This is a genomic window from Paraburkholderia sp., from assembly GCF_050742655.1.
GTDB lineage: Bacteria > Pseudomonadota > Gammaproteobacteria > Burkholderiales > Burkholderiaceae > Paraburkholderia.
Window position 1 is genome coordinate 174405 of sequence record NZ_JBOIGG010000012.1, and the last position, 14112, is coordinate 188516.

Annotated in this window: 12 protein-coding genes; 9 read left to right on the plus strand and 3 right to left on the minus strand. The window is 65.3% G+C overall.

Annotated elements, in window-relative coordinates:
• Window positions 1–17 precede the first annotated feature (17 nt).
• The gene (locus tag ACREXZ_RS18530) at window positions 18–1130 is read left to right on the plus strand and encodes an ABC transporter ATP-binding protein (protein ID WP_431765562.1); all 1113 of its coding nucleotides are present in this window, start codon (window positions 18–20) and stop codon (window positions 1128–1130) included.
• A gap of 82 nt (window positions 1131–1212) precedes the next feature.
• Here the strand turns inward: ACREXZ_RS18530 and ACREXZ_RS18535 are convergent, their stop codons facing one another.
• The 3 genes from ACREXZ_RS18535 to dalD all read right to left on the minus strand — a co-directional run bounded on the left by ACREXZ_RS18535 (window position 1213) and on the right by dalD (window position 5332).
• Window positions 1213–2160, minus strand: coding sequence for a sugar-binding transcriptional regulator (locus tag ACREXZ_RS18535; RefSeq protein ID WP_431765563.1), 948 nt, complete (start codon window positions 2158–2160; stop codon window positions 1213–1215).
• Window positions 2161–2286: 126 nt separating this feature from the next.
• Complete coding sequence (gene xylB / locus ACREXZ_RS18540; RefSeq protein WP_431765564.1) at window positions 2287–3768, minus strand: xylulokinase; 1482 nt, start codon at window positions 3766–3768, stop codon at window positions 2287–2289.
• Between the two features lie 145 nt (window positions 3769–3913).
• Entirely contained in the window at window positions 3914–5332 is a 1419-nt protein-coding gene (dalD, locus tag ACREXZ_RS18545; protein ID WP_431765565.1) for a D-arabinitol 4-dehydrogenase, read from the minus strand.
• Between the two features lie 115 nt (window positions 5333–5447).
• On the opposite strand from dalD, the gene ACREXZ_RS18550 reads away from it, so the two are divergent.
• The 8 genes from ACREXZ_RS18550 (at window position 5448) to ACREXZ_RS18585 (ending at window position 13896) form a co-directional block, all read left to right on the plus strand.
• Window positions 5448–5624: a hypothetical protein gene (locus ACREXZ_RS18550; RefSeq protein WP_431765566.1), complete on the plus strand. Its 177-nt coding sequence runs from the start codon at window positions 5448–5450 to the stop codon at window positions 5622–5624.
• A 131-nt stretch (window positions 5625–5755) separates the two neighbouring features.
• Window positions 5756–6778, plus strand: a complete 1023-nt coding sequence (locus ACREXZ_RS18555; RefSeq protein WP_431765567.1) for an AraC family transcriptional regulator — start codon at window positions 5756–5758, stop codon at window positions 6776–6778.
• Between the two features lie 135 nt (window positions 6779–6913).
• A complete protein-coding gene (locus tag ACREXZ_RS18560; protein WP_431765568.1) occupies window positions 6914–7873 on the plus strand; it encodes an ABC transporter substrate-binding protein in 960 nt (319 codons plus the stop codon).
• A 54-nt stretch (window positions 7874–7927) separates the two neighbouring features.
• Window positions 7928–9448, plus strand: a complete 1521-nt coding sequence (locus ACREXZ_RS18565; RefSeq protein ID WP_431765569.1) for a sugar ABC transporter ATP-binding protein — start codon at window positions 7928–7930, stop codon at window positions 9446–9448.
• Window positions 9435–10439: an ABC transporter permease gene (locus tag ACREXZ_RS18570; RefSeq protein ID WP_431765570.1), complete on the plus strand. Its 1005-nt coding sequence runs from the start codon at window positions 9435–9437 to the stop codon at window positions 10437–10439. Before ACREXZ_RS18565 ends, ACREXZ_RS18570 begins: the two co-directional genes overlap by 14 nt.
• 59 nt (window positions 10440–10498) lie before the next feature.
• Entirely contained in the window at window positions 10499–11587 is a 1089-nt protein-coding gene (locus ACREXZ_RS18575) for an alcohol dehydrogenase catalytic domain-containing protein (protein ID WP_431765571.1), read from the plus strand.
• 30 nt (window positions 11588–11617) lie between these two features.
• Window positions 11618–13162, plus strand: a complete 1545-nt coding sequence (locus tag ACREXZ_RS18580; protein ID WP_431765572.1) for an FGGY-family carbohydrate kinase — start codon at window positions 11618–11620, stop codon at window positions 13160–13162.
• Window positions 13159–13896, plus strand: a complete 738-nt coding sequence (locus tag ACREXZ_RS18585) for an SDR family oxidoreductase (protein WP_431765573.1) — start codon at window positions 13159–13161, stop codon at window positions 13894–13896. Before ACREXZ_RS18580 ends, ACREXZ_RS18585 begins: the two co-directional genes overlap by 4 nt.
• Window positions 13897–14112 lie beyond the last annotated feature (216 nt).

Below are 14112 nucleotides of genomic sequence, written 5' to 3' on the forward strand. Positions count from 1 at the left end.
AACAGTGGAGACACATCATGGCAAGCCTGACCCTGCGCGGTATCAGCAAGCGCTACGAAGACAACGAAGTGATGCGCGACATCAACCTCGACATCGCGGACGGCGAGTTCGTCGTCTTCGTGGGGCCGAGCGGTTGCGGTAAATCCACGTTGATGCGGATGATCGCCGGCCTCGAGGACATCAGCGGCGGCGACCTGAACATCGACGGCACGCGGATGAACGACGTCCCGCCCGCGAAGCGCGGCATCGCGATGGTGTTCCAGTCGTATGCGCTCTATCCGCACATGACGCTGTACGACAACATGGCGTTCGGTCTGAAGCTCGCGGGCACGAAGAAGCCCGAGATCGACGTGGCCGTGCGCAACGCGGCGAAGATCCTGCACATCGACCACCTGCTCGACCGCAAGCCGAAGCAGCTGTCGGGCGGCCAGCGGCAACGCGTCGCGATCGGCCGCGCAATTACGCGCAAGCCGAAGGTGTTCCTGTTCGACGAACCGCTGTCGAATCTCGACGCCGCGCTGCGCGTGAAGATGCGGCTCGAGTTCGCACGTCTGCACGACGAACTGAAGACCACGATGATCTACGTGACGCACGATCAGGTCGAGGCGATGACGCTCGCCGACAAGATCGTCGTGCTGTCGGCGGGCAACGTCGAGCAGGTCGGCAGCCCGACGCAGCTCTACCACGCGCCGGCCAACCGCTTTGTCGCGGGCTTTATCGGCTCGCCGAAGATGAACTTCATGGAAGGCATCGTGCAGTCGGTATCGCGCGACGGCGTCGTGGTCCGCTACGAGACCGGCGAGACGCAGCGCGTCGCGGTCGAACCGGGTAGCGCGAAGGAAGGCGACAAGGTCACCGTCGGCATCCGGCCGGAACATCTGCATGTCGGCGGCGCAGCGGAGTACGGCGTGTCGGCGCGCACGATGGCGATCGAATCGCTCGGCGATTCCGCGTATCTGTACGCGGAGTCGAGCGTCGCGCCGGACGGACTGATCGCGCGCATTCCGCCACTCGACCGTCACACGAAGGGCGAGACGCAAAAGCTTGGCGCGACGCCGGAGCATTGCCATCTGTTCGGCAGCGACGGCCTGGCGTTCCAGCGCAAGATCGTCGAAGTGCTCGCGGCCTGAGCACGTAGCACGAAGTGAAGGCGGCGCACGCGGAGCGATCCGCGTGCGCCGCTTTTTTATTCGCGGCCCGTTCCGCGCAAGATCACGCGTCGAGCGCCGCGCGTGCGGACCGCTCGTCGGTGACGAGCCCCGACAGCCAGCCACCCTTGAGCACTGCGATCAACGCGTCGCGTTTGCGCTCGCCACCGGCAAAGCCGATGGTCGGCCGCTTCGGCGGCGACATCAGGTGAATGCTGGTCACGCGACGACCGGTCGGCGATTCGACCCGCTCGCCCGCCGCGTCGATCGGCAGGCCGAGCATCTCGGCGATCGCGCCTAGCTGCGTGAGCTCGTCCACTTCATCGGACGTGATGAAGCCGTCCTCGTGCAGCGGACAATGCGGCCCAAGATTGCCGATGCCGACGAACGCGACATCCGCCTCCGCAGACAGCGATTCGACGATCCGGTACAGCCGGTGATTGCACCACTGCGCGCGTTCGGCTTCGTTGTCGGCGATCAGCGGGGCGGGCAGCAGGAAGTGCTTGCCGCCCGTCTTCTCCGAGATGTGCAGCGCGACGTCGTAGCGGTTCGACGACCCGTCCTGCGCGATCGCGCCGACGATCGACACGAGTCGATGATGCGGCCGCTCGATCTGCGCGATCTGGTCGACTGCGGCCTTCAGCGTCCGGCCGCTGCCCACTGCAATCACCATCGGTTTTTCTTCGCCGAGGTAGCGCTCCATGACCTGCGCGCCGGCGACCGCGAGCTTGCGGTCGATCTCCTCGGGCGTGTCGCTGTCGACCGGCACGACCTCGCACATCGACAGGCCGTAGCGTTTCGACAGACGCTCGGCGAGCGTCAGGCAATCGGCCAGTTGATGATCGACGCGCACGCGGATCAGGTTCTTCTCGACCGCGAACGCGACGAGCCGTTGCGCGACGGGCCGCGACACCTGGAGCTTTTCGGCGATCTCGTTCTGTGTGTTGCCGGCGACGTAGTAGAGCCATGCCGCGCGGGTCGCGAGATCGAGTTTTTCGGTGGACTTGGGCACGATGGATTCCGTCTGGGTTGCGTGGCGCCTGTGCGGCGCTTTCGGGATTGCGGCCCGCGCCATCCGATGGGCTGCGCGGGTCACCTGCGGACTGCGTGCGGGTAGCATGCGGTCCGCGCCAAGCCGCTACACGAGCCGCTCTCGCGACGGATCGAACAGCGGCCGCACATGACGATACAGCGCACGGAAGCCATCGAGGCGCGCACGCAGCATCGCGTGCCGCTGCGGGTCCGGCGTGAATTCGCGTTCGACGGGTGCCTTGGTCAGCACCTCCGCCGGATTGCCCCCGGTCGCGAGCCAGCCGAGCCGGGCCGCACCGAGCGCCGCGCCGGTTTCGCCGCCGCCGTGCTTGCGCGTGCTCGTGCCGAGTGCGTCGGCGAGCAGTTGCGCCCAGTAGTCGCTGCGCGCGCCGCCGCCCAGCAGCGACAGCGCGTTCGCTTCGGTGCCCGCCGCGCGCAGCGCGTCGAGGCCGTCGGTCAGCGCGAGCGTCACGCCTTCGATCGCCGCATAGCCGAGCAGCGCGCGGTCGGTCGCGTGAGTCATGCCGAAGAATACGCCCTGCGCGTAGGGGTCGTTGTGCGGCGTGCGCTCGCCGGACAGGTACGGCAGAAACAACGGCGCGGTGGCGAGCGCATCGGGCGCGAGCGCGCCGATTTCGCCGAGCAGCGTGGGCTCGTCGGTGGACGTGAGCTTGCAGACCCAGCGCAGACAGCTCGCCGCGGACAACACGACGCTCATCTGATGCCAGCGATCCGGAATCGCGTGGCAGAACGCATGTACCGCCGATGCCGGGTTCGGCCGGAAGCGGTCGCCGATCACGCACAGAACCCCCGACGTGCCGAGCGACACGAAGCCGTCGCCTGGCTGCGTCGCGCCGATGCCGATGGCGCTCGTCGCGTTGTCGCCGCCGCCGGCCGCGACGATCACGCCGTCGCGCAGGCCGAGTTCGCGTGCGAGTTCCGGGCGCAATGTGCCCGACGGTGCGCTGCCTTCGGCGAGCGTGGGCATCTGCGAGCGGCGCATATCGCAGGCTGCGAGCAGCGCGTCGGACCAGTCGCGCTTCGCGACGTCGAGCCACAGCGTGCCCGCGGCATCGGATGGATCGGACACCTTGCCGCCCGTCAGCATCAGCCGCAGATAATCCTTCGGCAGCAGTACGCACGCGGTGCGCCGGAAAATCTCGGGCTCGTGCCGCGCGACCCACAGCAGCTTCGGTGCGGTGAAGCCCGGCATCGCCAGATTGCCGGCGATCCGATGCAGGTCCGGCGCGCGCGCGGTGAGTTCCGCGCATTCGTCGACGCTGCGCATGTCGTTCCACAGGATCGCCGGACGCAGCACGCGGTCTTCTGCGTCGAGCAGTACCGCGCCGTGCATCTGACCGGACAGCCCGATGCCGCGAATCTGCGCGAATTCGTCGGGATACCTGGCCCGCAACGCGAACAGCGCCGCGCGGGTGCCGTCCCACCAGTCGGCGGGATTCTGTTCGGACCAGCGCTGATGCGGCCGCGACACGGTGAACGGTGAGCCCGCCGTGCCGATCACGCGACCGTCTGATGCGAGCAGCAGGACTTTTACTTCGGACGTGCCGAGGTCGATGCCGAGATACATGGGCGCGAGGGGTCGTCGTTGGGGATGCGCTACTTTAGCCGCCCACGGCGTGGGTTGCTATGGGCGTTTTAACCTGGCGCGTGCTGACGCGCCGCGCGAACGGGCGCGCGGCGTGGTGGGAAGTGTGCGAGACGGGGACCGGCGTTCAGGCGGTCGCGCCGCGCGCGGCAACCCATGCATCGACGCGCGCGAGCGCGCTACGCACCACGGCCTCGAGCGCGGGGTTCTGCGCCAGCCCGCCCCACAGCAGACGGTCGGTGCAGAACGCATGCAGCGGATCGGCGCTCGCGAAGAAGCCGCGCGCGGTCCGCTCGTCCATCACGCCGTCCTGATACGCATACGGCAACACGCCGCGTTGCCAGCGGTCGAGGAAGCGGAAGAACAGCGCGGGCAGCATCGCGGTCGCGGCGGGCTCGACGCCGCGCGCGAAGCATTCGGCGAGGGTCGGCGCGATGAAGCCGGGCATCTTCGAGAAACCGTCCGCAGCGACCCGCTGATTGGTGTCCTGGATATGGGGATTGCTGAAGCGCTCGAGCACGACGTCGCGATAGCGCGCGAGATCGAGCGGGCTCGGCGTGAGACACGGGATCACGTCCTGCGTCACGTAGTCGAAGGCGAACTGGCGGATGTCGTCGTCGAGCGTGCCTTCGTGGATGTACTGCAGCCCGACCAGCGTGCCCGCCCACGCGATACAGCTGTGGCTCGCGTTGAGAATGCGGATCTTCGCTTCCTCGTACGGCAGCACCGATTCGACCAGCTCCGCGCCGACGCGCTCCCACGCGGGACGGCCCGCGCAGAAGCGGTCTTCGATCACCCACTGGATGAACGACTCGCCCATCACCGGGCTCGCATCGTCGACGCCGGTGGCCGCGAGCACGCGCTCGCGGACGTCGTCGGTGGGACGCGGCGTGATGCGGTCGACCATCGAGTTCGGGCTGGTGGTGTGCGCGTCGAACCACTGGCGCAGCGCGGTCGCGCCGCGCCGCTCGAGGAATTCGCTCATGCCTGCGTGAAAGCGCTCGCCGTTGCTGCGCAGGTTGTCGCAGCTCTGCAGCGTGACCGGGCCGGCGTTGCTGCGCTGCATCCGCGCTTCGAGGATCGCGGCGAGTGCCCCGTAGATGGTCGTGCGCGCGCCGGCGAGGTCGGCGGCGAGATCGGGGTTCGCGGTGTCGAGCCGGTCGTGCTCGTCGAGGTAATAGCCGCCTTCGGTGACTGTGAACGACACGATCTTGCAGGCCGGATCGGCGCCGGCTTCGACCAGCGCGTCGAGATTCGCGGACCACGGCAGCACGCGCTCGATCGAACGGATCGTTTCGTATGCGCGCTCGCCATGCGGCGTGACCGTTTCTAGCGTGTAGACGCCGTGCTGCGCGGCGAGCGCGTCGAGCGTGGCACGCATGTCGTCGCGGATATTGCCGACCGTCAGCGACCAGTGCGGCTCGCCGTCCTGACGGGCTTCGTTCAGCCGATGCAGATACCAGGCCTGATGCGCGCGGTGAAACGATCCCACGCCGATGTGCAGGATCACGTTCGCGGCCGCGCCGCTGCCTTGCACGCTGTTCATGTTGCGTCTCCTGAGAGTCTTGCGCGCACGGTCGCCGCGTGCGTCTTTAATGGGTTGAATCCGGAATGAATTCGATGACGATGCAGGATCGAGCATTTGCTCTATATGTGAACGAATGATCGTATCCGCCGAATCGAAAGTCAAGGTCGGCGCGGCGCTTTCGTTGGCGCACTGCGGCGAGCTGCTGCATTGCGTCAAATTTGACACCGATCGCGTTCGGGCTAACCCGAATGCAAAAAAGTATCGGCTGGGCGTTTCATTTTTAGTGGTATCGAACGCGACCGGCGACTAACTTTCGCTATACAGGCCGGACATGCTGGACAGGCCAAAAGACGGACGGCGCTTCACACCGTCCATGGAGGAAGACACGATGACCCAACCGATCTCTGCGAATCAGCCCACTCACCCGTCGCGGTGCGCGGCATGAAACGCGCGCGTCGTCCGGAGGCTAGCGCGCAACCCGATCTCGAACTGGTGGCGGTCCGGCGCGACGAATCGTTCAAGGTGTGGTCGCACGGCTATCCGTACCGCACCGTGCGCTGGCACTTTCATCCGGAATTCGAAATTCATCTGATCGTAGCGACGACCGGCAAGATGTTCGTCGGCGATCACATCAGCAGTTTCGCGCCGGGCAATCTCGTGTTGATGGGCCCGAACCTGCCGCACAACTGGGTCAGCGACGTGCCGGAAGGCGAGACGATCGCGCAGCGCAATCTCGTCGTGCAGTTTGGCCAGGACTTCGTTACGCATTGCACGGAGAGTTTTCCGGAGTGGCGTTCGGTCGAAGCGCTGCTCGCCGACGCGCAGCGCGGCGTGTCGTTCGGCGCGCAGACAAGCGCCGCGATCCAGCCACTTTTCAAGGAGCTGCTCGATGCGCGCGGACTGCGGCGCATCGTGCTGTTCATATCGATGCTCGAGCATCTGCTCGACGCAACCGATCGCGAATTTCTCGCGAGTCCCGCGTATAGCGTCGATCCGTCGAGTTTCGCGTCGACGCGGATCAATCACGCGCTCGCGTACATCGGCAAGAACCTCGCGGGTGAACTGCGCGAAGGCGATCTCGCGCAACTCGCGGGGCAAAGCGTGAGCGCGTTCTCGCGTTACTTTCGTCGCCACACAGGGCTGCCGTTCGTGCAGTACGTGAACCGCATGCGCATCAACCTCGTATGCCAGCTGCTGATGGACTACGAGCTGAGCGTCACCGACATCTGCTTCAAGGCTGGCTTCAACAACCTGTCGAACTTCAACCGGCAGTTCCTCGCGGCGAAGAGCATGGCGCCTTCGCAGTTCCGCCGCTACCAGCAACTCAACGACGCGAGCCGCGTTGCCTCCGAAGAAGCGGCAGCCCGCGGCGAGGGCATCGCGGGCGCGCCGCCGATCGTGCCCGCCGTGCCTTCAACAGCTGGACGGGCGCGCGCGGCGCCGTCCGCGTGGCCGCCCAGCTGACGCGGCCCGCACCAGCGGAATGACCGCTGTTATCGAGTAGAGGTCACCCGAGGTCACCCGCTTCTCACCTTGTTCCAACGCTCATCGTGCCGACCGGCGCGAGGGACACGCTCACACTCAATAACGGAGACAACCATGACGCACATCGCTTCGATCACTGTCAGAAAACCGGTGCGGCGCTCGACGCTCGCGATTGCAACAGTCGCAACCCTCGCATGCTGCGTCTCGCTCTTTGCCGCATCCGCTGCGCAGGCCGCGCCGCTGAAGATCGGCATGACGTTCCAGGAACTGAACAATCCGTACTTCGTGACGATGCAGAAGGCGCTCGACGAAGCCGCAGCGTCGATCGGTGCGCAGGTCTTCGTCACCGATGCGCATCACGACGTCAGCAAACAGGTGAGCGACGTCGAGGACATGCTGCAGAAGAAGATCGACATCCTGCTCGTGAACCCGACCGACTCGACCGGCATCGTGTCGGCGGTGAACTCGGCCAAGAAGGCGGGCGTGGTCGTCGTCGCGGTCGATGCGAACGCGAACGGTCCGGTCGATTCGTTCGTTGGGTCGAAGAATTTCGATGCGGGCTCGATGTCGTGCGAGTACCTTGCGAAAGCAATCGGCAGCAGCGGCGAAGTGGCGATTCTCGACGGCATTCCGGTCGTTCCGATTCTCGAGCGCGTGCGCGGCTGCAAGGCGGCGCTCGCGAAGTTTCCCAACGTGAAGATCGTCGATACGCAGAACGGCAAACAGGAACGCGCGACCGCTCTGACTGTCACCGAGAACATGATTCAGGCGCATCCGAATCTGAAGGGCGTGTTCAGCGTGAACGACGGCGGTTCGATGGGCGCACTGTCGGCGATCGAGTCGTCGGGTAAGGATATCAAGCTGACGAGCGTCGACGGTGCGCCCGAAGCGATTACCGCGCTGCAGAAGCCGAACTCGAAGTTCATCGAGACGTCCGCGCAATTCCCGCGCGACCAGGTGCGCATCGCGCTCGGCATTGCACTCGCGAAGAAGTGGGGTGCCAATGTGCCGAAGGCGATTCCGGTCGACGTGAAGCTGATCGACAAGGACAACGCGAAGGGTTTCAGCTGGTAATGCATGCGCCGCCGCGTACGGTGTAACCCGTGCGCGGCGAGCTGGAGGGCAGCGATGGACACGATACTCAGGCTCGAACACATCTCGAAGGGATTTCCCGGCGTGAAGGCGCTGCAGGACATCCACCTCGAGATCGCGCGCGGCGAGATTCACGCGCTGCTCGGCGAGAACGGCGCGGGCAAGTCGACGCTGATGAAGATCCTGTGCGGCATCTACGCGCCGGACGAGGGGACCATCGTGATCGACGGCGAGACGCGCCGCTTCGCGAACTATCACGATGCGGTCTCGGCCGGCGTCGGCATCGTGTTTCAGGAATTCAGCCTGATTCCGTATCTGAACGCCGTCGAGAACATGTTTCTCGGCCGCGAGCGGCGCGGCCGTTTCGGCATGCTCGACCGCACGGCGATGCGTCGTGCCGCGACCGATATCTTCGCGCGGCTCGGCGTCGCGATCGATCTCGCGGTGCCGATCCGCGAGCTGTCGGTCGCGCAGCAGCAGTTCGTCGAAATCGGCAAGGCGCTGTCGCTCGACGCGCGCATCCTGATCCTCGATGAACCGACCGCGACGCTCACGCCCGCCGAAGCGGAGCATCTGTTCGCGATCATGCGCGAACTGAAGCAGCAGGGCGTCGCGATGATCTTCATCTCGCATCACCTCGAAGAGATCTTCGAAGTCTGCGACCGGATCACCGTGCTGCGCGATGGTCACTACGTCGGTATGGCGGACGTTGCGAGCACGGACGTTGGGCGGCTCGTCGAGATGATGGTCGGGCGCAGGATCGAAAGCAGCTTTCCGCCGAAGCCGCCGCTGCGTGCCGACGCGAAGCCCGTGCTCGAAGTGGACGCGTTGCAGCTGCACAAGGACGGTCCGGTGAACCACTTCGTGTTGCGCGAAGGCGAGATTCTCGGCTTCGCGGGGCTCGTCGGCTCGGGGCGTACCGAGACCGCGCTCGCGGTGATCGGCGCGGACGCCGCGCACGTGAAGGAGATCCGCATCCGCGGCGCGGCGGCGAAGCTGTCGGACCCGGCCGATGCGTTACGCGCTGGCGTCGGCATCCTGCCGGAAAACCGCAAGACCGAGGGGCTCATCACCGACTTCTCGATCAAGCAGAACATCTCGATCAACAACTTCGGCAAGTACCGCGCGGCGCGATTTTTCATCGACCGGCGCAGCGAGGCGCGCGCGACCACCGACATCATGAAGCGCGTCGGCGTGAAGGCCCCGACGATGAACACAGAGGTCGGCACGCTGTCCGGCGGCAATCAGCAGAAGGTCGTGATCGCGCGCTGGCTGAACCATCACGCGAACATCCTGATCTTCGATGAACCGACACGCGGCATCGACGTCGGCGCAAAAGCCGAAATCTATCTACTGATGCGCGAACTCACCGCGCGCGGCTACTCGATCATCATGATTTCGTCGGAATTGCCGGAGATCGTCGGCATGTGCGATCGCGTCGCGGTGTTCCGTCAGGGACGCATCGAAGCGACGCTCGAAGGCGACGCGATCGACGCGAACGCCGTCATGACCTGCGCGACCGCAGGCAACCAGGGAGCCCACCATGAACACGCCTGATTCCTCTTCTCCCAAGACTTCGCGTGCGCCATCCGATACACCGGGCATGCCGCTGCGCTTTAACTGGGCGTCGCTTAGACGCTCGACGCTGTTCTATCCGTTCGTTGGTCTGGTTGCCGTGTGCATCGCGATGATGTTCGCGAGCGACAGTTTTCTGTCGGCCGCGAATCTTGAGAACGTGCTGCGTCAGGTGTCGATCAACGCGATCATCGCGGTCGGCATGACCTGCGTGATCCTGACGGGCGGCATCGATCTGTCGGTTGGCTCGGTGATGGCGCTGTCCGGCACGCTCGCCGCCGGGTTGATGGTGGCCGGGATGAACGCGGTGGCCGCGCTCGCGATCGGCATCGCCGTCGGCCTCGGCTTCGGCGTCGCGAACGGCTTCTTCGTCGCGTTCGCCGGCATGCCGCCGATCATCGTCACGCTCGCGACGATGGGTATCGCGCGCGGCCTCGCACTGATCTACACCGGCGGCTATCCGATCGACGGGCTGCCCGACTGGGTCAGCTTCTTCGGCAGCGGCAAGGTGCTCGGCATTCAGGCGCCGGTGCTGATCATGCTGGTGATCTACGCGCTCGCCTGGCTGTTGCTCGAACGGATGCCGTTCGGCCGTTACGTCTATGCAATCGGCGGCAACGAGCAGGCGACGCGCCTGTCCGGTGTGCGCGTTGCGCGCGTGAAGCTGCTCGTCTATTCGATCGCGGGCCTCACGTCGGCGTTCGCTGCGATCGTGCTGACCGCGCGTCTGATGAGCGGTCAGCCGAACGCCGGCGTCGGCTTTGAGCTCGATGCAATCGCAGCCGTCGTGATGGGCGGCACGTCGATTTCCGGCGGTCGCGGCTCGATCATCGGGACGTTGATCGGCGCGTTGCTGCTCGGCGTGCTGAACAACGGACTGAACATGATCGGCGTGAATCCGTACGTCCAGAACGTTATCAAAGGCGGCATCATCCTGCTCGCCATTTACATCAGCCGCGAACGCAGGAAGTGAGCGCCGCGTTTTTCTCTTCGGTTTCCTTTCTCTCTCCACTCTCGAAGCAAGGCCATGCAATGAGCACCCAGGACCCTACTCAACAGATGACGGCGATCGTCTGTCACGCGCCGAAAGACTATCGCGTCGAACAGGTGACGCGCCCACTCGCCCGCGCGAACGAACTCGTGATCCGTATCGCCGCGTGCGGCATCTGCGCGAGCGACTGCAAGTGCCACTCCGGCGCGAAGATGTTCTGGGGCGGCTCGAACCCGTGGGTAAAGGCGCCGGTGATTCCGGGCCACGAGTTCTTCGGCTACGTCGAGGAACTGGGCGAAGGCGCGGCGGAACACTTCGGCGTGCAGGCTGGAGACCGCGTGATCGCCGAGCAGATCGTGCCGTGCGGCAAGTGCCGCTATTGCCGCTCGGGTCAGTACTGGATGTGCGAAGTGCACAACATCTTCGGTTTCCAGCGCGAAGTCGCGGACGGCGGCATGGCCGAGTACATGCGCATTCCGCCGACCGCGATCGTCCACAAGATTCCGCTGGGCATCTCGCTCGAAGATGCTGCGATCATCGAGCCGCTCGCGTGCGCGATCCACACGGTGAACCGCGGCGACCTGCAGCTCGACGACGTCGTCGTGATCGCCGGCGCAGGACCGCTCGGTCTGATGATGACGCAGGTCGCGCATCTGAAGACACCGAAGAAGCTCGTCGTGATCGATCTCGTCGAGGAACGGCTCGCACTCGCGCGTGAATACGGTGCCGACGTGACGATCAATCCGAAGGAAGACGATGCGCTCGCGATCGTGCAGTCGCTCACCGGCGGCTACGGCTGCGACGTGTACATCGAGACCACCGGCGTGCCGGCAGGCGTCACGCAAGGGATGGACCTGATCCGCAAACTCGGACGCTTCGTCGAGTTTTCGGTGTTCGGCGCCGAGACTACAATGGACTGGTCCGTGATCGGCGATCGCAAGGAGCTCGACGTGCGTGGTGCGCACCTCGGCCCGTACTGCTACCCGATCGCGATCGATCTGCTCGCGCGCGGTCTCGTCACGTCGAAGGGCATCGTCACGCACGACTTCTCGCTCGAAGAATGGGACGAAGCGATCCGCGTCGCGAACTCGCTCGATTCGATCAAGGTGCTGATGAAGCCGCGCGGCTAGCGCGGCGGGCACGGTATATACGGAGACACTATGGACTACGTCATCGGTGTCGACATCGGCACGCAGAGCACGAAGGCGCTGCTCGTCGACCGGCACGGCGCGATCGTCGCGCAGCATGCGAGCAGCTACCAGCCCGACACGCCGAAGCCGCTGTGGGCAGAACAGTGGCCCGCGGTCTGGTTGAAGGCGGTCGCCGAGTGCATCGCGCGCTGCGTCGAGAAAGGCGTGGCGGCGGGTGTCGATCGTTCGTCGATCAAGGCGGTCTGCGTGAGCAGTCTGTACGGCGGCTCGGGCATTCCGGTCGACAACGAGATGCGGCCGCTATACCCGTGCCTGATCTGGATGGACCGCCGCGCAACCGATCAGGTCGACTGGGTGCGCGCGCACGTCGACGTCGAGCGTTTGCAGACGATCACCGGTAACGGCGTCGACAGCTACTACGGTTACACGAAAATACTGTGGCTGCGCGAGCACGAACCGAACGTGTGGGCGAAGACGCGTTACTTCCTGCCGCCGAACGCGTACCTGATCTATCTGCTGACCGGCGAGGTCGCGGTCGATCACAGCTCGGCGGGCAACATCGGCGGCGTGTACGACGTCGCGCAACGCGACTGGTCCGACGAAGCGCTCGACATGCTCGGTATTCCCGCGACGATGATGCCTGAGCGGCTTGTCGAATCGTCGGAGGTGGTGGGCGGGTTGCTGTCGCAATGGAGCGAACAGCTTGGGCTCGATGCGGGCACGAAGATCGTCGCGGGCGGTGTCGATGCGGCGGTCGCAACGTTCGCGGCGGGCGTCACGCGTCCGGGCCAGCACGTCGCGATGATCGGCACGAGCATGTGCTGGGGCTACCTGAACCAGAGTGTCGATGCGCGGCATGGGCTCGTCAGCATGCCGCACGTATTCAACGGACAGCGCGATCTCTATGTGTTCGGCGGCGCGATCACGGCTGGCGCGTCGGTCACGTGGTTTCGCGACCAGTTCTGTCATGCGGAAATCGAAGCCGCGCGAGGGACGCCGCACGGCGATCCGCACCGCGTGCTCGAAGAAGCGGCCGCGCAGGTGCCGGCCGGCGCCGACGGCGTGATGTTCCTGCCGTACCTGATGGGCGAGCGTAGCCCGGTATGGGACGCGAAGGCGAGCGGCGCGTTCATCGGATTGAGCCTGTTCCACACGCGCGCGCATCTGTACCGCGCGGTGCTCGAAGGCGTGACGTTTGCTCTGAAGCACAACATCGAAGCGGGCCGGCGCGGCGCACAATCGCTCGACGAACGGTTGATCGTCGTCGGCGGCGCCGCGCATTCGGACCTGTGGATGCAGATCATCGCGGACATTACCGGCTATCCGGTGCTGACGATCGAGCAGGACGTCGAGGCTGCGATGGGCGCCGCGCTGCTCGCTGCGGTCGGCGCGCAGCTGATCGATCGCGAAGAAGCGGAGCGCGGCTGGATCACACTCGTCGAGCGCGCGCGACCCGATGCGCAGCGGCAACAACTCTACGCGGAGCGTTTCGGCGTCTATGCCGATCTGTACCCGGCATTGAAGCCGATCATGCATCGGTTGCAGCCCGCATGAACGCGCACTTCGATTTCTCCGGACGCTCGATCCTCGTGACGGGCGCATCGAGCGGTATCGGTCGAACTACCGTCGAACGGCTGTGCGCGAGCGGCGCACGTGTCGTGGCTGCTGCGCGCAACGCGGCTGAACTCGCGCGGCTCGCCCAGCAGACCGGCTGCGAGCCTTTGGTGCTTGACGTTGGTGATCCTGGCTCGATCGACTGCGCGTTCGCGTCGCTCGGAGCGTTCGATGGTCTTGTGAATTGCGCGGGCGTCGCGTTGCTCGAACGCGCGCTCGATACGACCGCCGCAAGCTTCGACGGCGTGATGGCCGTCAACGCGCGCGGCGCGGCACTGGTCGCGCGCTACGTCGCGCGCGGGATGATCGATGCGGGGATCGCGGGCAGCATCGTCAACGTGTCGAGCCAGGCGTCACTCGTCGCGCTCGACGATCACCTCGGGTATTGCGCGTCGAAGGCTGCGATGGATGCGATCACGCGTGTTCTGTGCGTCGAGCTGGGTCCACACGGCATCCGCGTGAACAGCGTGAACCCGACCGTTACGCTAACGCCGATGGCGGTGCTCGCGTGGAGCGATCCTGTGAAGCGCGAGCCTGCGTTGCAGGGCATTCCGCTGCATCGGTTCGCTGAACCCGACGAGGTCGCGCAGCCGATTCTCTTTTTGCTGAGCGATGCGGCGTCGATGATCAGCGGGGTGGCGTTGCCGATCGACGGGGGGTATACGGCGCGCTGACGCTTCGCACTTTGCATAGTTCCGGCATGTGATCCCCATGCCCATAGTTTGCGTTTTGCATCGCGGGCGGTTTAGTCTCCGCGCATTCACAAACGATGTGCGATGCAACAGTGTTTCGTTCGATCGCGAATGCGCGGGAAGGAGACATCGCCGTGAACCAGTTCGCCGCTGTTATATAGCCGCGATGGTTGGGAATAGCACAGAGCAGCCCGGCAG